The sequence below is a fragment of the Paenibacillus sp. J22P15 genome (assembly GCF_056269345.1).
Genome location: NZ_JBWDNT010000001.1, coordinates 542,304 through 561,405, shown reverse-complemented (window position 1 = coordinate 561,405; position 19,102 = coordinate 542,304). Strand labels below are relative to the sequence as shown.

At 39.2% G+C, this 19,102-nt stretch carries 23 protein-coding genes and 2 pseudogenes; 18 read left to right on the top strand and 7 right to left on the bottom strand.

Features of this window, described 5'->3' with window-relative positions; translation table 11 throughout:
- The first annotated feature begins 54 nt into the window (after positions 1 to 54).
- The 11 genes from AC0YN6_RS02640 to AC0YN6_RS02590 all read left to right on the top strand — a co-directional run bounded on the left by AC0YN6_RS02640 (position 55) and on the right by AC0YN6_RS02590 (position 9,684).
- Positions 55 to 828: an SDR family NAD(P)-dependent oxidoreductase gene (locus tag AC0YN6_RS02640; RefSeq protein ID WP_475744907.1), complete on the top strand. Its 774-nt coding sequence runs from the start codon at positions 55 to 57 to the stop codon at positions 826 to 828.
- 258 nt (positions 829 to 1,086) lie between these two features.
- The gene (locus AC0YN6_RS02635) at positions 1,087 to 1,275 is read left to right on the top strand and encodes a hypothetical protein (protein WP_475744905.1); all 189 of its coding nucleotides are present in this window, start codon (positions 1,087 to 1,089) and stop codon (positions 1,273 to 1,275) included.
- A 28-nt stretch (positions 1,276 to 1,303) separates the two neighbouring features.
- Positions 1,304 to 1,687: an iron chaperone gene (locus AC0YN6_RS02630; RefSeq protein ID WP_475744904.1), complete on the top strand. Its 384-nt coding sequence runs from the start codon at positions 1,304 to 1,306 to the stop codon at positions 1,685 to 1,687.
- 273 nt (positions 1,688 to 1,960) lie between these two features.
- Positions 1,961 to 2,695: a C40 family peptidase gene (locus AC0YN6_RS02625; protein ID WP_475744902.1), complete on the top strand. Its 735-nt coding sequence runs from the start codon at positions 1,961 to 1,963 to the stop codon at positions 2,693 to 2,695.
- A 279-nt stretch (positions 2,696 to 2,974) separates the two neighbouring features.
- A complete protein-coding gene (locus tag AC0YN6_RS02620; protein ID WP_475744901.1) occupies positions 2,975 to 3,502 on the top strand; it encodes a hypothetical protein in 528 nt (175 codons plus the stop codon).
- Between the two features lie 191 nt (positions 3,503 to 3,693).
- Positions 3,694 to 4,377: a response regulator transcription factor gene (locus AC0YN6_RS02615; protein ID WP_475744900.1), complete on the top strand. Its 684-nt coding sequence runs from the start codon at positions 3,694 to 3,696 to the stop codon at positions 4,375 to 4,377.
- 1 nt (position 4,378) lies between these two features.
- Entirely contained in the window at positions 4,379 to 5,380 is a 1,002-nt protein-coding gene (locus AC0YN6_RS02610) for a sensor histidine kinase (protein WP_475744898.1), read from the top strand.
- A 92-nt stretch (positions 5,381 to 5,472) separates the two neighbouring features.
- Complete coding sequence (locus AC0YN6_RS02605; protein ID WP_054027620.1) at positions 5,473 to 6,156, top strand: ABC transporter ATP-binding protein; 684 nt, start codon at positions 5,473 to 5,475, stop codon at positions 6,154 to 6,156.
- Positions 6,153 to 8,762 carry an ABC transporter permease gene (locus AC0YN6_RS02600; RefSeq protein ID WP_475744897.1) on the top strand — a complete coding sequence of 870 codons (2,610 nt, stop codon included), beginning with the start codon at positions 6,153 to 6,155 and terminating at the stop codon, positions 8,760 to 8,762. Before AC0YN6_RS02605 ends, AC0YN6_RS02600 begins: the two co-directional genes overlap by 4 nt.
- A gap of 1 nt (position 8,763) precedes the next feature.
- The gene (locus AC0YN6_RS02595) at positions 8,764 to 9,021 is read left to right on the top strand and encodes a hypothetical protein (protein ID WP_475744896.1); all 258 of its coding nucleotides are present in this window, start codon (positions 8,764 to 8,766) and stop codon (positions 9,019 to 9,021) included.
- Positions 9,022 to 9,138: 117 nt separating this feature from the next.
- A complete protein-coding gene (locus AC0YN6_RS02590) occupies positions 9,139 to 9,684 on the top strand; it encodes an N-acetyltransferase family protein (protein WP_475744894.1) in 546 nt (181 codons plus the stop codon).
- A gap of 312 nt (positions 9,685 to 9,996) precedes the next feature.
- On the opposite strand, the pseudogene AC0YN6_RS02585 reads toward AC0YN6_RS02590, so the two are convergent.
- Positions 9,997 to 10,212: pseudogene (locus AC0YN6_RS02585) on the bottom strand (manganese catalase family protein); the annotation flags it as partial.
- Positions 10,213 to 10,242: 30 nt separating this feature from the next.
- A complete protein-coding gene (locus AC0YN6_RS02580; RefSeq protein ID WP_475744892.1) occupies positions 10,243 to 10,587 on the bottom strand; it encodes an AMP-dependent synthetase and ligase in 345 nt (114 codons plus the stop codon).
- A 352-nt stretch (positions 10,588 to 10,939) separates the two neighbouring features.
- Here AC0YN6_RS02580 and AC0YN6_RS02575 point away from each other — a divergent pair, with 352 nt between their 5' ends.
- The gene (locus tag AC0YN6_RS02575; protein ID WP_475744891.1) at positions 10,940 to 11,149 is read left to right on the top strand and encodes a hypothetical protein; all 210 of its coding nucleotides are present in this window, start codon (positions 10,940 to 10,942) and stop codon (positions 11,147 to 11,149) included.
- Positions 11,150 to 11,455: 306 nt separating this feature from the next.
- Here the strand turns inward: AC0YN6_RS02575 and AC0YN6_RS02570 are convergent, their stop codons facing one another.
- From AC0YN6_RS02570 to AC0YN6_RS02550, 5 genes are read right to left on the bottom strand one after another with little or no spacing between them, the layout of a single operon-like run.
- Positions 11,456 to 11,887, bottom strand: a complete 432-nt coding sequence (locus tag AC0YN6_RS02570; RefSeq protein WP_475744890.1) for a protein-tyrosine phosphatase family protein — start codon at positions 11,885 to 11,887, stop codon at positions 11,456 to 11,458.
- Between the two features lie 20 nt (positions 11,888 to 11,907).
- Positions 11,908 to 12,387 carry an ArsI/CadI family heavy metal resistance metalloenzyme gene (locus AC0YN6_RS02565; protein WP_475744888.1) on the bottom strand — a complete coding sequence of 160 codons (480 nt, stop codon included), beginning with the start codon at positions 12,385 to 12,387 and terminating at the stop codon, positions 11,908 to 11,910.
- A gap of 1 nt (position 12,388) precedes the next feature.
- Entirely contained in the window at positions 12,389 to 12,811 is a 423-nt protein-coding gene (gene arsC / locus AC0YN6_RS02560) for an arsenate reductase (thioredoxin) (protein ID WP_475744887.1), read from the bottom strand.
- A 25-nt stretch (positions 12,812 to 12,836) separates the two neighbouring features.
- The gene (locus AC0YN6_RS02555; RefSeq protein ID WP_475744886.1) at positions 12,837 to 14,129 is read right to left on the bottom strand and encodes an arsenic transporter; all 1,293 of its coding nucleotides are present in this window, start codon (positions 14,127 to 14,129) and stop codon (positions 12,837 to 12,839) included.
- A gap of 50 nt (positions 14,130 to 14,179) precedes the next feature.
- On the bottom strand, positions 14,180 to 14,494 hold the full coding sequence (locus tag AC0YN6_RS02550; RefSeq protein WP_475745512.1) for an ArsR/SmtB family transcription factor: 315 nt from the start codon (positions 14,492 to 14,494) through the stop codon (positions 14,180 to 14,182).
- 211 nt (positions 14,495 to 14,705) lie between these two features.
- On the opposite strand from AC0YN6_RS02550, the gene AC0YN6_RS02545 reads away from it, so the two are divergent.
- The 6 genes and pseudogenes from AC0YN6_RS02545 (at position 14,706) to AC0YN6_RS02520 (ending at position 19,101) form a co-directional block, all read left to right on the top strand.
- Entirely contained in the window at positions 14,706 to 15,152 is a 447-nt protein-coding gene (locus AC0YN6_RS02545) for a MarR family winged helix-turn-helix transcriptional regulator (protein WP_475744884.1), read from the top strand.
- Between the two features lie 70 nt (positions 15,153 to 15,222).
- Positions 15,223 to 16,296 (top strand): flavin-containing monooxygenase, encoded by a 1,074-nt coding sequence (locus AC0YN6_RS02540; RefSeq protein WP_475744882.1) that lies wholly within the window; start codon positions 15,223 to 15,225, stop codon positions 16,294 to 16,296.
- A 75-nt stretch (positions 16,297 to 16,371) separates the two neighbouring features.
- Complete coding sequence (locus tag AC0YN6_RS02535) at positions 16,372 to 17,634, top strand: MFS transporter (protein ID WP_475744880.1); 1,263 nt, start codon at positions 16,372 to 16,374, stop codon at positions 17,632 to 17,634.
- A 56-nt stretch (positions 17,635 to 17,690) separates the two neighbouring features.
- Complete coding sequence (locus AC0YN6_RS02530; protein ID WP_475744879.1) at positions 17,691 to 17,888, top strand: hypothetical protein; 198 nt, start codon at positions 17,691 to 17,693, stop codon at positions 17,886 to 17,888.
- A pseudogene (locus tag AC0YN6_RS02525) lies at positions 17,889 to 18,082 on the top strand (glycerophosphodiester phosphodiesterase family protein); the annotation flags it as partial.
- A gap of 335 nt (positions 18,083 to 18,417) precedes the next feature.
- Complete coding sequence (locus AC0YN6_RS02520) at positions 18,418 to 19,101, top strand: ArsR/SmtB family transcription factor (protein ID WP_475744878.1); 684 nt, start codon at positions 18,418 to 18,420, stop codon at positions 19,099 to 19,101.
- Position 19,102 lies beyond the last annotated feature (1 nt).

Below are 19,102 nucleotides of genomic sequence, written 5' to 3'. Positions count from 1 at the left end.
ATCACTTTCGACTTTCTTACCTATCATGTCAATTTAAATCAGGAGGCTGCAGCTATGGACTTAAAGTTATCTGGAAAAAAAGCACTTATTGTAGGAGGAAGCCGTGGCATTGGTAAAGCGATTGCCCGCCAAATGGCTCTGGAAGGTGTAGACTGTACGATATGTTCAAGAAACGAATCCTCGCTAAAAATCGCTGCAGAGGAATTGGCTCAGGAAACAAAAAGAAATATCTATCCGATTGTGGCAGATACCATGAATCCTGACTCTATTCTAAATTTAGTTGAAAATTCAGCTAAGGCGATGGGGAGTATTGATATTCTAATCAATAGCGGGGCCCGTGTTGGCGGTCAAGTGCCAGAGGATTTTTACAGCATTAAAGATGAATTAATTCTGAAAGATTTTGAAGAAAAGTACTTGGGCTATTTTCGCAGTATCCGTGCTGTAGCACCTTATATGATAAAAAATAATTGGGGACGTATCATTAATATAAGCGGTTTGGCTGCCAGAATAGGCGGCAATTATTTTAGTTCCGGTCCGCGTAATGCATCTGTTGTCCATTTAACAAAATCCGCATCATTGGAATTAGGGAAGCACGGAATTACCGTCAATGCTGTTTATCCAGGTATTGTAAGTACGGAAGTATTTAGAGAAAAGGTTACTGATGAAGATGCTTTACGCCAGTTAGCGGCAATGAATACACTTGGTCGCTTGATTACAGCAGAAGAAATTGCTAATGTCGTTACCTTCCTGGCTTCACCTTTGTCGGCATCGATTAGCGGCGATGTCATTTCGGTTACCGGCGGCATTGGAAATACCGTTTATTACTAAAAAGAAAGTTAAGATGTCCTGTGCTCTCCTGGACAGCAAGACATTATCAAAACATGGGGTGCGGATTATAAAGAAAAGGAAGCGTTTCTGGCAAGGTATGGACAGGCGATGATGTTATAAAAAAATATATGCTGAAAGGTTGGACGAACGGGCGGGAAACTGGTATACTTGCCGGGATTGCTCCCGTAAAAGCGATTTCAAGTGTCGGTTTAATGGGAGTCCGTCTAATATCGGTTGCAGTCAGGAGTGTTAGATCAGTTGAAAAAATATAATTTTATGCGTCCACTATTGCTGATTGTAATGGCGCTGCTTGTAAAGAGCTTGGTTACGAATCTTTGCATGGTGTTCGGAATGGAACAGGGACCGGCAGAAAATATTGGTTTTATTAGCATGCTTATCACTGCAATCGTTTTCTATTCTAGACTTACCCAGAAACGCCGCAAATAACACGGGCCTCAAAGGGAGGGGAGCAGCCATGGAAGGAAACAAAATCACGTATGATACGATTGATGATTATATCTCGGTTTTCCCTCCGGAGGTCCAGGAACTACTGGAGAAGGTAAGGAAAGTGATCAAAGAGGCGGCTCCGGAAGCAACGGAGAAGATCAGTTATCAAATGCCTACGTTTGTGCTGCATGGTAATTTGGTACATTATGCAGCTTACAAAAAACATATCGGTTTCTATCCGGCTCCAAGCGGAATTCATGCCTTTCGGCAACAATTATCAATATATAAATGGGCGAAAGGGTCTGTCCAATTTCCTTTGGATAAGCCGATGCCCTACGAGTTAATAAGCAATATCGTTAAATTTAGAGCTGCAGAGAATGTAGATAAGGCAGCAGGGAAATATAAAAAATAGAGGTATAAATACAAAATATAACCTAGAATGGTCCCGATGACTTAAAATCAATCGGGGCCATTTTTTTAGGGCGGAAGGCAGCTCATGCTAGAGCTGTCTTTTCTGCTTATTTAGAAGTCTTATGGTTCGAAAAGATTAATCAAATCTCATTATTTTTTAATAATAAGGTTCATTCTCCTATTACTGCTAGGTTTTTGTTCTCATAGGAATTATTTAGGTAGTTTAATTCCTGCTATATTAGTGACTAACCAAACGATGGGAGGCAACAAATAAATGCAGCTAGAATTACTGAGAAAGAAGTTTGTTATTGTCGGGATGAGTGCGATAATCGGGTTTAGCGCTTTAGGGATAGCACCAACACCTTTTACATCTAAAGTTGAAGCAGCCGTGACCTATGAGACTAAAGTTATGAACGGGGTATATCTAAGATCCCAGCCGAGCACCAGCGGAAAGGCGATTCGTATGCTCTCCAAAGGTGAGAGTATTAACGTCATCTCCAAGGTCAACAACTATTGGTTAAAGGTAAGCACTAAAGATAAGAAAACCGGGTATATATCGGCTAATTCGAAATATACGAATTATAAAAGCGGCAGCAGCGGCAGTGGTCAAGCTACTCCGAGCTCGAAGGCCGATAAGGTCATCAGTCTAGCCCAGAGCTACAAAGGTCGAGTGAGCTACGACTTCGGTACGAGAAATCCAAGCAAACTTATATTTGACTGCTCGTCCTTCACGGAATTCATCTTCGACAAGGTTGGGGTAGATTTAAAGTGGGGAACGAAAGTTCAGAAAAGCCAAGGGACTGCAGTAAGCAAGAGCAATCTTCGCAAAGGCGATCTGGTCTTCTTTGATACGATTGGCAGCAATAACAAAGCTATTAATCATGTTGGCATTTATATGGGCGCTGGGAAGTTTATTCATAATACGCCGTCTGTAGATGGGATTGCCATTAACAGCTTAAGCTCCGGTTGGTGGTCAAGCCATTACGTCAGTGCGCGTAGAGTTTTGTAGTGGATAGATAATAGAATAAAATTATACTTAGAACTCCGCCCAGTATTGGGTGGAGTTTTTTAATCGTTTTGCAGTTTTTTCTTTATTAGACATTATACAGCAACCTTTCCCACTTTTTATAGGTCATGAAGTTTAGCGGATGACAAGAATATGTACCGATTTCCGTATATTGCAACAATCCCTAATTTTTTTCGTTTGTAATTGTACGTACATACTTATGAATGATAATGTGATGGATGGTTTGGAAGTCTCATTATACCCATTTAAGTGGAGGTAAAAATGGCAACAAGGGTTTATTTGTTTTTGGAGGAGAAAGAATTTGTACTGGAGGCATGGGAGGATGCAAATCTGGAAATAAAGCGTTGCGTAGATAACCATCGAATAACGGTTCATCCTGGACGTAATTCCAACCACGCTGATATTGAAGTTAATTGCGAAAGTATTGAACTGACGGTGAAGTTTAGCCTGCGCGATTTGAAGCAGGAAAAATCGTCAATGCTTGCATCCATGGAGCAAAGCGTCGTAGACGATATAGAAGATAAGGATTTTGATTTTTGGGATACTATTCCACCGTTTGGAGTCGTAGAGCTATTGGGGATTGGATTCAAGCGGGGGAAAGAAACGACTGAAGCTGAAGTTGAGGCTTTTTTCTTATTGCTCGATCATTTTCTGCTTAAGCATTTTATGATGTACGTCTTTCTTGAAAGTGAGATAGAGTCGGTTCTTCCATATTTCATTGAATGTAAAAGCAGTCTAAAAGAGTTTTCTCATAATGGAGTGAAAGGCTATCGGGTAGCCAATTTTTGATGAGAAACAAAAGAAAGCTCTTGATAAATCTAAAAAATACAATCAAACGGGTCGCGTTTCTGCATTAGGCAGGAGCACGATCTTTTTTCTGTTTGCAAAATAATCTATCAACAGGGCAGTGTATCAAATATGATACAATAAATGTCTTCATTCGTTTTCTCAAAGTAAAATAAAGGCAGGATGATCATCATATGAAAATATTGCTCGTGGAAGATGATAAAACGATCGCATCAGGACTTGAATATTCATTGCAGCAGGATCAATTCACTACTGTAATTTGTTATGATTCTGCATCAGCAAAAAAGGTGTTAGCAGACGAGCTTGATCAATTCGCTCTATGCTTATTTGATTTATCACTTCCTGATGGGAGTGGTTATGAATTATGCAAGATAGTGAAGGAGCACAGCGATATACCGGTTATTTTCTTAACGGCAATTGATGATGAGGTCAATGTTGTAATGGGTCTAGATATGGGCGCAGATGATTACATTACGAAGCCCTTTCGTATTCGCGAGCTTCTCTCGCGGATCAAATCAGTGCTGCGCAGATACCATAAGCAAGCACAAACGAAAGCGATAATTGAAATCGAAAATGTCCGAATTAATACGCTCGAAGGTAAGGTTTACAAACAAAACGATGAAATTCCAGTGACTGCTTTAGAGTATCGCTTACTACTTATTTTCGCTAACCATATCGGACAGGTTCTCTCAAGAAATCAGCTGCTGGAGAGGATTTGGGATGTTGCTGGCGACTTTGTGAATGATAATACATTAACGGTTTACATCAAAAGGCTGCGGGAGAAGCTAGAGGATAATCCGCAAAATCCGAAGATTATCAAAACAGTACGCGGCTTAGGATATAAGGTTGGTGATTAGCATGCTGCGTAATAGAGAGATCAGAATCCAATGCATTGTGATGTGCTTAATTAGTCTAGCGGCATTAGCTGCTGCTGCTTTTATTTCACTTGCTGCTGCGGCACTCGTTTTCATTACTTCTATACTCTTAATTGGATGCAGCTTATTACATACGAGCTGGAGATATCGTGAGATCGAAAGGCTTTCAGGATACTTACGACAAATTAGCGGAGGAGATTTTGCGCTCGATGTTCGTGATAATCAAGAGGGTGAGCTTAGTATTTTGAAAAACGATATTTATAAGGTGACTCTCAGATTGTCCGAACATAGCTCTATCCTTCAACAAGATAAACTCAAGCTTACCGATGCTATTTCGGATATTTCTCATCAGCTCAAAACCCCGCTTACCTCCATGATGATGATGGCAGATTTATTAAGCGACGCTGATTTGCCGATAGTTAAAAGAACAGAATTCACACGGAATATTCGGATTCAGCTTGAACGGATTGAATGGCTTGTATCTTCTTTATTAAAGCTTTCAAAAATTGATGCTGGTACAGTACCTTTCAAAAAAGATCAAATTTCGGTAGAAATGCTTATCCATAAAGCATTAGAGTCTGTTCAAATCCCCATAGAAGTTAAGCATCTAACGGTGACGATATCGGGTGAAGAATCTGTTTCTTTTGTAGGTGATTTAAATTGGACAGCTGAAGCCTTGATCAATATTTTTAAAAATGGTGTAGAGCACACGCAAGAAGGCGGAATGATCGCCATTTCTTTTTCAGAAAATGCACTGTATACGGAAATGATCATTGCTGATAATGGCAAGGGAATTCCGAAAGCAGATCTTCCTTATATATTCAAGCGTTTCTATAAAGGGAAAAATGCCAGTGAAGGCAGTATCGGGATTGGTCTTGCGATGGCTCACAGTATTATAACTAGCCAAAACGGACATATCGAGGTTCAAAGCTTTCCAGCAAGCGGAACACAGTTCCGAATTAAGTTTTATAAACAAATCGTATAAGGTTAAGTGACTAAACTGTCATTTTTGAGTCACTTGATAGTCATTTTAGACAGATATACTAAAACCAACAGCTAATTAATGGAGGTTTTAAAGTGGAAATATTAAAAATTGATCATCTGTCTAAAATATACGGCAAAGGTGAAACGGCAGTAAAGGCGCTTGATGATGTTTCATTTTCAGTGAAAAAAGGTGAGTTTGTAGCCATTATTGGTCCGTCAGGCTCGGGGAAATCAACGCTCCTTCATATGCTAGGCGGTGTGGACAGACCAACAAGCGGCAAGGTGCTCATTGAAAATACGGATATTTATAAATTGAATGAAACACAGCTGGCGATCTTTAGACGTAGACAAATCGGTCTTATCTATCAATTTTATAACCTTATTCCGGTTCTAACCGTCGAAGAAAATATTACGCTGCCGATGCTGCTTGATGAACATAAGGTAGATAAAAAGCAATTTGATGATATCGTGAAGACGTTAAATCTACAAAGCCGCTTAGGCCATCTTCCCAATCAGCTTTCCGGCGGCCAACAGCAAAGAGTATCAATCGGTAGAGCGCTTATTAGCAATCCTGCTATTATGCTGGCGGATGAGCCAACTGGTAATTTAGACAGTAAAAATAGCGGTGAAATTATCGATTTACTAAAAATGTTCAATAAAACCTTCAATCAGACGCTAATTGTCATTACCCATGACGAGCGAATTGCTCTGCAAGCAGACCGAGTGATTGTGATTGAAGATGGGAGGATCGCCAAGGATGAGGTGGTTCGTCCATGAACATTGTAAATAAACTAACGATCAGACATTTGAAGCAAAATAAGAGACGTACACTCGTTACCATGATTGGCGTCATCATTTCAGTCGCAATGGTAACAGCTGTAGCAACGCTTGGCGTATCTTTTTTGGACTTAATGAAAAAGCAGTCGATTGCCGACGATGGAGAATGGCACGTTCTTTATACAGCTGTAAATAAAGATCAGCTTGTAGCGATCCAGAACGATGAAGAAACAAAAAGTGTTGTTATCACAAGAGATCGCGGGTACGCTCCATTAGCAGGGGCTCAAAATGCAAACAAGCCTTATCTATTCATCAAAGAGTTTAATGATCAAGGCTTTAAACATTTTCCGATTGAACTTAGTGAGGGACGTTTTCCTCAAGCCGATGATGAGGTCGTTTTGTCAGAGGAAATTGCCTCAAATGCTAAAGTAGAATACAAGATAGGTGATCGATTGACACTTGATGTCGGTCAACGGATTTACAAAAATAGTTTGGGAGAAGAGCAACTACTTGATCAGTATACTGGATTACGTACGGACAATGAATCAATTGATGAAACATTAGAAAACAAAATAACTGCAAGTTATACGGTTGTAGGATTCATAAAGCGTCCAACATGGGAGTCAACATGGGCGCCCGGCTATACGGTCTTAACCTATGTGGATGAAAGCCTGATTGGAACTAACGAAACCGTAGATGCATCTGTAATACTAAAGAAAGTAAAACAATCCTTGTACTCGCATGCGGAAAGATTAGCGAAGGAAAATAATATAGATGTAGAGTCCATTTATTATAATAATAACTTGCTACGTTACTACGGTATAACGAACAATGATGGATTGCAAGCAACTCTATTTTCATTATGCGCCATTATTATAGGAGTTATTATTGTTGGGTCAGTCTCATTAATTTATAATGCTTTTGCTATCTCGGTCTCAGAGAGGTCTCGCCATTTAGGCATGCTATCGAGTGTCGGGGCTACGAAAAGACAGAAGAGAAACTCTGTTTTTTTTGAGGGAGCTATTATTGGTGCGATTAGTATCCCAATTGGAATCGCTTGTGGTCTTATCGGGATTGGTATAACGTTCTCGTTCATTAACTCAACAATCCAAGGAGCGATGGGAGTAACTGAAAAGCTAACCTTAGTCGTTACCCCCTATTCCATTCTGATTGCCTGTGCGGTTTCCATATTGACGATTTTCATATCCACTTATATCCCGGCAATGCGAGCATCTAAGATCTCTGCTATTGATGCCATTAGGCAGTCCATAGATATTAAGCTTACGGGTAAGGCAGTGAAGACATCGAAGTTCATTCGTAAGCTATTCGGGATCGAAGCGGAAATTGGCTTGAAAAATTTAAAAAGAAACAAACGAAGGTATCAAGCAACTGTATTTTCACTCGTCATTAGCATCGTTCTCTTTTTAGCCGTTTCTTATTTCACTGATAATTTAAAGAAATCGCTTGAGCTGTCACAGAGTGGTGTGAATTTTGATATTCAAGTATCAACTGGGAGTGGGGAAATAAGTGATCGAGTATTAAACGCAATAACTTCTCTGGATGATATAACGGAATATAGTGTCTTGAAACAAATATCAATGAACGCATGGATTCCTGAGGCAGAGATCGCTAAGGAGTTGCAAGAACAGGTAAAAGTAGATCCCACTCTCTTAAAGAACGGGAAATATCAGTACTATATTTCTTTCCATGCATTAGATCACAAAAACCTTCAAGCTTATGCCGAGCAGGTAGGTGCAGATTACAATCAGCTTATTGATCCTGATCCGAAAAACTTGTCAGTCATTGTAATTGATACAATCCCATATGAGGATGAAGTGGCCGGGAAGTATGTTGAAACGAAGGTTGTTCATAAAAAGATTGGTGATCGCTTAGATTTGTTCGTTAAAGAAGGCGAAGCAGGAGTAGAGACGAAGCTTAAAAAAGTGAAAATCGCTCAATTAACTGACCAGTTTCCAATGGGGGTTAATTCAGGGGGATTAGGAGATATAACTATCATCGGATCTGAGCAAGTCATGGATCAACTTATTGAGGATATGAATAATCCTCATAGCTATTCAACTCTATACCTGAAAAGTGCAGATCCAATGGCTACGCAGCAGGAAATAGAAGAGATGAAAGAGAACCATATGAATGTTTACAATGTGTTTCAAGGTAGACAGCGGGAAGAACAGATGATTATATTAATGTCAGTGTTCACTTATGGTTTTATCCTGCTCATCACGGCGATATCGGTTGCGAATATATTTAATACGATCTCGACGAGTATATCACTGCGAAAACGGGAATTTGCCATGCTGAAATCTGTAGGTATGACACCAAAAGGCTTTAATAAAATGATAAACTACGAAAGTATTTTTTATGGTATAAAGTCATTGCTATACGGACTGCCCATCAGTGTAGCCGTGATGTACCTCATTCACAAATCATTGATGAACAGCTTTAGCTATCAGTTCGTACTTCCATGGACAAGTATTATTTATGTTATTGTTGCTGTCTTTGTTATTGTGACTTCAGCCATGCTATACTCCAGCTCCAAAGTGAAAAAAGAAAATATTATAGATGCTTTAAAGCAGGAGAGCATCTAGCGTGGCGGTCGATATGAAAGTGACTAAACAACAAGAGGTGAGACGGAAGGCAGACGTATTGAAGCAATACGAAGCTTACGGTTATCAAGTTGCTTATTATTTGCTCGAAAATGAAGCTCTAGCTATGCAAGCCGCTACTAATGCTCTAATTGACCTTTTAAAAGATGATGAGTTTTTTGACGCACTTCATATTCATCAGAAACAAAAGGTAAAATGTGTCTTTATGAAGCATTCGTTATTAACGAAAGGTTCGCTTTAAATAAGTGAGAAGAAGAGTCTATCCAAGGTCAGCATAATGCTACGGGATAGACTCTTTTGAGATTATCTAATATGGATTCAAAATCCGATATGACAAATTTGGGAGGGGATGTTAAATATGCACGTCAAAGAGGATTTCCCATTTGAAATACGACGTTTGTACATTCAAGAACTTTCTGAAGTCCTAGCACTTATGAAGGACGTCATCTCACGTCTACCTGACCAGGAACTTTTTGCGATGGATGACGAGGATTACTTCATGGGACTCTTTAATGGAAAGGGAGAGGTTTACGGCACATTTAAAGAAGGAAAATTAGCCGCCTATTCAGTGTTGGCATTTCCAGGAGTAAGTGAAGGTAACCTTGGTCCTGAATTTGGAGTGTCAGATCGAGATTTGCCCTTTGTTGCGGTATTGGATTCAACTGTTGTACATGAAACCGTTCGGGGGAAAGGTTTACAAAGAACCTTCCATGAGCTGAGGGAGCATCGTGCTAAAGAAAAAGGATGTCATTACTTGTATTCAACGGTACATCCCGAAAATCACGCAAGCATTAACAATTTAGTAGGTGCTGGTTTCACTCTTCAGTTTACACGCCCGATGTATGGAGGGAAAATCAGACATTGTTATGCAAAACGACTAATCGGAAAACAAGAGAACAGTTAAAATCAAGGATGCTTACAGTACAAGTCGTATTCATTGTTAAGGTTGGGATTCAGCTCCATTCAACCAAGCATTTGAACTGGTAATAAAAGCAGAAATGAAAAATGAATGGTTTTGGAAAAAGACATTTTCAAGTCCTGATAGAAATCGATATTCGGATACCCCACGTTTAATCATTCATTATCAACAAACCTCCACAGTCATTGGTAAATTGCCATTAGGAAAAGGAAAAACCCTGCTATTTAACAGGGTTTTTCCTATCTGGAAGCAGCTTGCATTCTACAGACTAAGCGTTCATATCGTAAAGTCCTGGACTGGATTTGCACGCATTACAGCTTGATCGAGAGGAGCAGAGTTCACACCCGCATTACCAGGCTGCTCCTCACTTGAGCCATTCAATAATTGGTTAATCGTATGTTGTACGAGTTCAACGTGACTAATTTCTTCAAGAAACACACCGCGGATTAAATCACGTTACTGTGATGCTTTTCCGCGAAAATTGCTGCTCTGGAAGAAATATTGCATCATGGTAGAAATACAATTTATTTCCTCATTTCATTATTAATGCGAATAGTTGTTAAAGCCCTGTGGTTGTTGATGGTTCATATTTGAAAACGCAGGAATTTGTGAATGTGAGGACTGAGACACTTGATTGCAAATGTTTGAAATTTGTTGTAATTGCTGAAGAGCTGTTTGATGGCCTTGTAGAGCAGTTTGTATGATTTGAGCAGCTTGCTGTTCACGTTGTGCAATTTGTTCAAGTGCTTTTGCATTATTGAGTTCCTGATTTAGCAATTGTTGATATTGACCTGATGCTTGCTGGGTTTGATTCACCAACTGTTGGATAAGTTGTTCAGCATGAGCAAGTTGTTGCGAAATCTGATTGTTTGACTGAAACTGGTTCAATTTAATTCCTCCTGTTGAATATCTTGGATTTTTCTGACCTGAATAGATTGACTCAAACTAAGATGGAATATTCATTTTTTCATTTGAAAATTTCAGATTATCTATCAAGATCATTGTCGGATGCTGAAAAAGCAAGTACTGCTATATGAAAGCTGACATTCGTTTTACAGGAATTTTCCCTCAATATAAAAAGTGGAGCACCTTTTGCATACGCGACGCGCGTTGGTTAATCGTGATCAAATTTGCCAATAATAAAAATACTAGCTGCCTTCTTTTGGATAACGGGGGAATTTTATTTGATGACGCCGTTTGCTTGGAGAGACACACCCCCCCCTGAAAGAGAGTGAAATTGGTGATAACACCTGAACCGATCGAGTTGCATTACATAAAACGACTAAGTGACGAAGAGAATACTTTGATCGAAGCGCTACGGACGATTCATATGCCTCCTGCTGCTGCTTTGCTGCTGGTTAGGAACGAGCTGAAAGGACCGTTGAAAAACGAGTCAATGGCAGAGATCCTGGACGGATTCTTGGCAAGGCATATAGTAGGAGAACATTAGGACACGCGAATTCGTGATTTTTTGAATTAACGGGTAATTATTGCTCGATAACCCATAATAGGTTGCTACGAAAAAACACGACACAAAACTGTTTGAAAGACAGTTTTGTGTTGTGTTTTTTTATATAAGCAAAGTTACTTAATTAATTTTTAGTATATGGGAGAGAAATAAGGGTATCGGTAACATCAAAGAAACAAGTTTATTTAGCTCGTAGAGTTACTTGTTAAAACCCTAAAATAGTTCAAAAAAAGCAAATAAAAAAAAGGAACGTTAACCGGCAACATGCCAAGCAAACGTTCCTTATTGTTATGAATAAATGGCTTCTAAAGATTCTCGCTGCGCTGGCTTAATATTTAATATTGAGCGAATACTTTGGGCTTGCTGCTCAGCATCTTCAATAGAACTGGCTAATCCTAGATCAAGGAGAGTCCCGTAAGCAACGGTTCCTGTACGGCCTTTGCCGCCTCCGCAATGAAACGCGACCTTTTTGCCTTCATTATAGCTCTCTACAACTGCTTTAATAGCTGTGTAAAGCAATTTTTCTTGCGGTTCATTCGCTTCATCACCTAATGGTACCTTAATCCAATTCAGTCCTTCACCAACAGCCGCACATTTTTCGGATTCTGCTCTTAAATCAACGACGACTTCAACGCCTTCATTATCCACCATATTCTGTACGTCATTGGCACTGCCCATATATATACGACCAGGTATTAATTCATGATAAGTTTTATTCATATTTGTAATCTCCTCAGACTTTAAAATAATTGTTTCTTAAAAGATGTAAACTCCACTTGAACAGGAGCTGAAGGAGGTGCGCAGCACAACGAGAGATCTCGTTGATCACCCGCAGATTCGAATTCCGAATCTTCTTTGGTATAAAATATCTCCCATGCGTTACCATCTGGATCGTACACCCATACTTTGTCTTGTACAGCATAGCAGCACGTAGTATTCATTTCATCTATTAGCAGAAGATCTGCCTGTCTTAAACGTTCACCTATTGCCAATACGTCTTCGGTATTATCTACTTGGAATCCAAGGTGATTTAGCACGCCGTTCTTTTCAAAGGTGCGCACGTTTAATGAGAAGTGAAGTGCTGGGTTATCTAATTCGAATTTCGCATAATTTTCTTTTACCTTCGTTGGCTCTGTTCCGAAAAATGGACGATAGAAAGCAAGTGACTTTTCCAAATCAGTACAGTTGACCGCAACATGCATTCTTTTGATGGTGGACATCTTATTGTCCTTCTTTCACAAACTTCTCGATACGAGCCTTGATTGCATCGCGAACGTTACGGAATTGCTCCATGATTTCTTCTTCCGTGCCTGTAGCTTTGGCAGGGTCATCAAAGCCCCAATGCCATTTCACCACATTAGGATTGGAAATGACAGGACAGTGTTCATCGGCATGGCCACAAAGGGTAATAACATAGGTAGCACGATTTAATATTTCAGAATCGATGACATTAGAAGAATTTTGACTAATATCTAAGCCTGCTTCTTTCATCACTTGAACGGCTCTAGGGTTAAGTCCGTGTGCTTCGAGACCTGCGCTTTTCACTTCGTATTGTTCACTGCCGAGGGCATTAAGAAAGCCATCCGCCATTTGACTCCGGCAAGAGTTACCCGTACACAAGAAATAAACCAGTTTCTTTTCCATTTTTATTATCTCCTTTAAAATTCATTTAGTGGATGATGCTAAGCCATAAGTAAAGGCCAACTAACGTTATAAACAGAACGGGAAGGGTTAGTACAATTCCAATTTTAAAGTAATAGCCCCATGTAATTTTTACACCTTTTTTGGACAGCACATGCAGCCAAAGTAAGGTTGCTAGAGAACCAATTGGTGTAATTTTAGGACCTAAATCAGAACCAATCACATTGGCATATATCAATGCCTCTCTTAATACACCATTCGTGTTCGTTCCTTGGATAGCCAAGGCATCGATCATGACCGTAGGCATGTTGTTCATAATGGAAGAGAGGATGGCAGCGATGAATCCCGTACCAATCGTTGCCATAAATAAGCCTTGATCGGCTGTCCATTGAAACACTTTCCCTAGTTCATCCGTAAGACCGACATTACGAAGCCCATAAACGACGACATACATGCCGATAGAGAAAACGACAACTGACCATGGTGCGCCTTTGATAACAGCGCCAGTATGGATAGCTGGGCTTTTACGAGCCGCGATAATAAAGACAATTGCTGCCATACCAGCGACGATTGAAACAGGAATGTTAACGAATTCACTTGCGAGATAAGCCACTAATAAAACAGCTAGTACCACCCATGATAACTTAAACAAACGCATATCTTTTATCGCCGCACGTGGTTCTTTGAGTTGACTCAGATCATAATGCTTAGGAATGCTTTTTCTAAAAAGTAGGAATAGAACAAGTATACTAGCCCCTACCGCAAAGAAATTCGGGATAATCATCCGACTCGCATACTCGGCAAATCCGATGCCAAAGAAATCAGATGATACAATATTGACCAAATTGCTTACAACAAGAGGTAAAGAAGCTGTATCTGATATAAATCCGCTTGCCATAATAAATGGTAGGATCATACGATCATCAAATTTCAATGCTCTGACCATGGCGAGAACAATCGGCGTAAGAATAAGTGCAGCCCCGTCATTTGCAAAAAATGCAGCTACAGCAGCACCAAGCAATACGACGAAGAAAAACATGAGGTATCCGTTGCCTTTTGCGAAGCGAGCCATATGGAGTGCTGACCATTCGAAGAACCCTATCTCATCTAGGATAAGAGAGATTAGGATAACAGCGACAAAAGCTAATGTCGCGTTCCAGACTATGCCGGTTACGTCCCACACGTCATTAAAATCAACAACACCAACGAGTAGGGCGAGTAATGCGCCACCAACAGCCGAATAGCCGATATTTAATCCTTTAGGTTGCCAAATCACAAAGATCAAGGTAATAAGAAAAATAAGAGATGCGATAACTAACATGATTCCTCCTAAAAACTTTTTTCCTAACATCTACACTGGAAATATGGTCATTATTTGCAGCAATCGGGGCTCAGCTTCTTGAGTTCTTCTTTCATAGATGGGAGCACATCTAATATCCCTTGCAGATAAGGTTTATCATTCATATTCAATGAATAATAAATCCATTGTGCACGCCTTGTTTCGTTAAGCAAACCGCCAACCTTTAATTTTCTCAAGTGCTGGCTTACATTAGGTTGTGTTGTTTCAAGAATCGTTACGATATCACAAACACACATTTCTTGCTCTTTAAGTAGAGCAAGAATAGTAAGACGAGTCTTGTCTGACAATAGCTTCAGTGTCTCGTTAAGACTGTCAATAGTTTGAATCATGAAATCCCTCCTTTGTTTATGTTATGGAGATAGAACAAGTAAGCTGAAGTGAGGGCATCAAATAGGATCATACCTTTCAATGTTTATTATACTCAACTAATAATATAAGTAAATACTTATATAAGTATTTACGAATATATTAAGAAACGAAATATTAACTTGCAAAATGCAAGTAAACGATTTATAAATATTACAGGGGGAATGAACAATGAACAACACGCATGAACTACTTCAAATGCTAGCAAGACAATTTGGCCTTTTGAACAAAAACTGTTGCCAGATAAGTGGACTTGATATTTCACTCATACAAAGTCATATCCTTTATGAAATTGGTCGACAGAACCTGTCTTCTATGCAAAAGGTAGCAGAGACTCTTGGTGTGGATATTACGACCTTTAGTCGACAGATTCAATCATTGATAAAGATTAACTTAGTAAAGAAAACTGCTTCTCCTGAAGATGGCAGAGTGTACCTACTATCGCTGACAACAGAAGGGAAGTTTGTGGCGGGCTCTATTGAAAAAATGATGAACGATTATTTAGACGAGGTCTTTTCATTCATGAATGAGTTTGAGAAGGATACCGTCATCCGATCTCTGCAATTACTAAACACAAGCATGCTAAAATCAAAAATGTGCTGCACACCTATGGAGTAATGTGATTACGCCATAACTTTTAAACTTATACTTGCAAAATGCAAATAAATTTATTAACTAAGGAGATATTATGAGCGAAGTATACGATGTAATTGTCATTGGCGCAGGGCAAGCAGGTCTTGCAGCAGGATATCATTTGAAGAAAAATGGACTACATTATATCATTTTAGAAGCGAATGCCGAACCAACTGGATCTTGGCCACAATACTATGATAACCTGAGGTTATTTTCGCCAGCGAACTATTCCTCCTTGCCAGAGATGCCGTTTCCATTGCAAGGTGATGCATACCCGACAAGGGATGAAGTGATCTCCTATTTAAAAATGTATGCCAAGCACAATAACTTTCCGATTCAGTTTAATGTTCGAGTGGATCGAGTGGAAAAAAACGAGCTTTTCTACGTGCACTCAACAGACGGTGAGGTATACAGATCCCAAAACATTATTTGCGCTACAGGTTCATTTAATCAGCCTTTCATTCCAGAGCTGGAAGGAAGTAAAGATTTTAATGGAAGAATCATTCATTCATCAGAGTACCGGAATCCCGATTCCTTCCGTAATCAACGAGTTATCGTAGTAGGTAGAGGAAATTCAGCTGTACAAATAGGAGATGAGATCAATGATTTGGCTACTGTCACTACTCTTGCGGTTCTACAACCTGTTCAATTAATACCTCAAAAATTTCTAGGGAGAGATATTCATTTTTGGATGAGGGGCATTGGGTATGATAGTTTTCCTTTTTGGCGCTTTGGAGTGACTGTTGGTAGTCCTGATGGGGCTATTGATGTAGGGGGATTCAAAAAAAAATTACAGAACCGCGAGCTTGAACAGAAGCACATGTTCAAACGAATGTATTCTAATGGGGTTATTTGGTCGGACGGGACGAAAGAGAAAATAGACAGCATCATCTTCGCGACCGGTTTTAAACCAATCGTTCCGTATCTAAATAGAGTTGAAGGCGCACTGGATGATCGTGGTTATGCCATTCAAAAGGGAGGTGTAAGCAGCACCGTATCTGGATTATTTTATCTAGGTTTATCCGGTCAACGATCCTTTGCATCAGCTACAATTCGTGGTGTAGGTTCTGATGCTAAATATGTAGTGAAACAACTAAAACGGACAACAAGAGGAAGTTCAAACCGTTAAATATACGAGGAGGAATTAATATGTATGTTGCAGCCTCAGAGCGTCTTACTGAAGCAGGAAGGAAAGCATCTTTAGATGTATCTCATTCATCGTGCTGTGGTTCGTTCGATGATAAATCCAATTAAGTTAAACCCTGAGACAAAAGTAAAACTCGTTGCTGCTATCACAGCTGTATGTTTGCTCGGAGATACGATGCTTTATGTCGTACTTCCTATTTTTGGGGAGCAGTTTGGCATTCATTCTTTATGGCAAGTAGGTATATTACTTTCGATTAATCGGTTTGTTCGAATTCCTATTCACCCTTATATTGGCTGGTTTTATTCCAAGTATCAAATTAAAACAGGTCTTATTATTGCCATTCTTCTCACGGTAATTTCTACATTTTCTTATGGAATGTTAAATGGATTCTGGTTGCTTCTCATCGCTAGATGCATATGGGGAATTGCTTGGGCTTTACTTAAACAAGGTGGACAGTTACAAGTAGTTGCAGCTATCGAAGAAAAATCTGAAAACGGTGGTAGGCTGTCCGGTATTTATAATAGTATTTCTGGAATAGGTGCTTTAGTGGGGATGCTAGTGGGAGGCTTTGTTTCAACCTTCTACGGGTCAGATATTATTCTTATTATTTTTGGTGTTTTAGCATTTCTAACCTTATTAATAGTAGGAAGGTTAGATGGATCGCCCGTAACTGCTAGGCAGTCGGATGAAAAACGAAGTGTTTTCAATTTGGAATTGATTTCACTTATGGTGATGGGACTAATACTTTCACTAATTTTTCAGGGTTTCCTAAAATCAACAATGAGTTATTGGGTTGGTAAGCAAAACTATACTTGGATCCCTTTCTTGCAAGTAATTGGAGCTGCCACTATTACAGGTATATTAATAACAGTAAAACTAAGTTTAGATCCACTCCTTGCGCCATGGATCGGAAAGTTAAATGATCGAAGTACATCTGGAAATAGAATTATCATTATTTCAACTATTGCAGCAAGTAGTTTGTTAATCTTGTTTCCTTTAAAGATGAATATTGTGATTTGGCTGAGTATAACTATCCTATTGCTACTGTTATCTACTGTACTTATGACGATAAACGACGCTAAAATATTCCAATATTCAACTGGTAATAATCGTCACAGGGTGATTTCCGGTTATTCAATGGCCAGTGATTTAGGCGCTGCAGCAGGTCCATTATTTGGTTTTTCGTTAATCTCTTTTTTAGGAGATAAATCAACAACTTGGGCGGCTTCTATTTTACTTATTATTTGTACCCTTTGTGGGATCCTAATGACGAGGGTTCATGTTCGTAGAAGAAAAAAAGCAGTGAATACAACACTATAAAAATATTAAAACCAAACAGAGCCAGGGGAAAGACTAATTCATAAAGGAGATGTCTTATGACGATAAAGGAAATTACTAATGAGAAAATTGAGTTTTTTAATAAAAATGGAAGAAAAAATATCTCCATTGTTAATGAAACAGGCAGTATTCAAATTGTTGGATTGGAGAATATTGAAAGGCTCCGAAATTTTCTAAATGAACTAAAAGAGACTAATTACAATTTGAGGGACCCATTTCTTCATAAGAAAATATAAGCTCATAGAGGGTTGGCTCAAACCTTTGATATTCAAAGGTAGAGTATGATACGAATACAGCTGAAATCATTTATCTACCTGAGCACCCTTATTTAGAAAATACAATTCCTTCTATGAAGGCAGTATTTGATAATGGTGCTAACGTAGTGGAATTAGATATTCAGTTAACGAAGGATCATCAATTAGCTGTTTTTAAAAAATTTTGGAATAGGTAAGGCAAAGGTTAAGGCTGACAAATCCATGAAATGCTCCCCTTTAAGTAGACAGGTTTAATAACTAAACCGACTGCTTAAGGGGGGAAGAGATTGATCTTCATTGTTGAAGATCAATCTCTTTTTAATATTTATTATAAGAGAGGACAACAGCAGTTCAATAACACTTATCGGTACATATTCTTGGCAAGGAGCAATGTCAAGACAGGTTAGCGTGGTATCAACTGAACATGAATGATAGTTCTTGACACTAAATTATGGGGGCTTTAACATATAACTATTCAATAAAACAATTGAATAGTTAAGGTGGGTTTATTATGATTTTAGAGCGCAAATGGAAAGATCAACTTTATCAGGAGTTTGCTCGCATTGGTAAGTGCCTCTCAAGTCCGAAACGATTAGAACTGATCGATTTACTTGCTCAAGGCCCCAAAGCTGTAGAACAACTCGCTAAAATAACCGGAATGAGTGTAGCAAATGTATCGCAGCATTTGCAAACCTTGCATGAATCAAGATTGGTTCGTTCCCATAAAAGAGGAAACTTTGTGATTTACGATATTGCTGAACTATCTGTCGCTGAATTCATGGTGTCCTTGCACCGTCTAAGTGAAAATCAGTTAGTAGAGATTCAGAGACTGAAATCTGAAATTTTGCATCATCATGTAAGTATGGAACCAATGGCTATGGAAGAGCTCCGATTGCGAATGGATAGAGGAGAAGTTTTATTACTGGATGTACGACCAGAAGGCGAATACGCAATAGGTCATATCCCAGGGGCAATCTCTATACCTATCGAAGAACTAGAGAAGCACCTAACGTCATTTCCCGCAGATAAGGAAATAGTGGCATATTGCCGCGGACCCTATTGTCTAATGTCTGCTCAAGCGGTTGAAATATTGAAAAGCAAAGGGATAAAAGCTACTCGTTTAGAAGAAGGCGTACATGATTGGAAGCTATATATGGAGGATTCTAAAGTGTCATTGAAAAAGGAAATCATCTAGT

What these genes read in the sequence shown, in the direction of transcription:
- AC0YN6_RS02615 (WP_475744900.1), top strand. Translation starts at nt 3,694, where the DNA reads ATGAAAATATTGCTCGTGGAAGATGATAAAACGATCGCATCAGGACTT.
- AC0YN6_RS02630 (WP_475744904.1), top strand. Translation starts at nt 1,304, where the DNA reads ATGGAAGGAAACAAAATCACGTATGATACGATTGATGATTATATCTCG.
- AC0YN6_RS02535 (WP_475744880.1), top strand. Translation starts at nt 16,372, where the DNA reads ATGTATCTCATTCATCGTGCTGTGGTTCGTTCGATGATAAATCCAATT.
- AC0YN6_RS02565 (WP_475744888.1), bottom strand. Translation starts at nt 12,387, where the DNA reads ATGTCCACCATCAAAAGAATGCATGTTGCGGTCAACTGTACTGATTTG.
- AC0YN6_RS02530 (WP_475744879.1), top strand. Translation starts at nt 17,691, where the DNA reads ATGACGATAAAGGAAATTACTAATGAGAAAATTGAGTTTTTTAATAAA.
- AC0YN6_RS02620 (WP_475744901.1), top strand. Translation starts at nt 2,975, where the DNA reads ATGGCAACAAGGGTTTATTTGTTTTTGGAGGAGAAAGAATTTGTACTG.
- AC0YN6_RS02625 (WP_475744902.1), top strand. Translation starts at nt 1,961, where the DNA reads ATGCAGCTAGAATTACTGAGAAAGAAGTTTGTTATTGTCGGGATGAGT.
- arsC (WP_475744887.1), bottom strand. Translation starts at nt 12,811, where the DNA reads ATGGAAAAGAAACTGGTTTATTTCTTGTGTACGGGTAACTCTTGCCGG.
- AC0YN6_RS02590 (WP_475744894.1), top strand. Translation starts at nt 9,139, where the DNA reads ATGCACGTCAAAGAGGATTTCCCATTTGAAATACGACGTTTGTACATT.
- AC0YN6_RS02555 (WP_475744886.1), bottom strand. Translation starts at nt 14,129, where the DNA reads ATGTTAGTTATCGCATCTCTTATTTTTCTTATTACCTTGATCTTTGTG.
- AC0YN6_RS02610 (WP_475744898.1), top strand. Translation starts at nt 4,379, where the DNA reads ATGCTGCGTAATAGAGAGATCAGAATCCAATGCATTGTGATGTGCTTA.
- AC0YN6_RS02570 (WP_475744890.1), bottom strand. Translation starts at nt 11,887, where the DNA reads ATGAATAAAACTTATCATGAATTAATACCTGGTCGTATATATATGGGC.
- AC0YN6_RS02520 (WP_475744878.1), top strand. Translation starts at nt 18,418, where the DNA reads ATGATTTTAGAGCGCAAATGGAAAGATCAACTTTATCAGGAGTTTGCT.
- AC0YN6_RS02600 (WP_475744897.1), top strand. Translation starts at nt 6,153, where the DNA reads ATGAACATTGTAAATAAACTAACGATCAGACATTTGAAGCAAAATAAG.
- AC0YN6_RS02640 (WP_475744907.1), top strand. Translation starts at nt 55, where the DNA reads ATGGACTTAAAGTTATCTGGAAAAAAAGCACTTATTGTAGGAGGAAGC.
- AC0YN6_RS02540 (WP_475744882.1), top strand. Translation starts at nt 15,223, where the DNA reads ATGAGCGAAGTATACGATGTAATTGTCATTGGCGCAGGGCAAGCAGGT.
- AC0YN6_RS02545 (WP_475744884.1), top strand. Translation starts at nt 14,706, where the DNA reads ATGAACAACACGCATGAACTACTTCAAATGCTAGCAAGACAATTTGGC.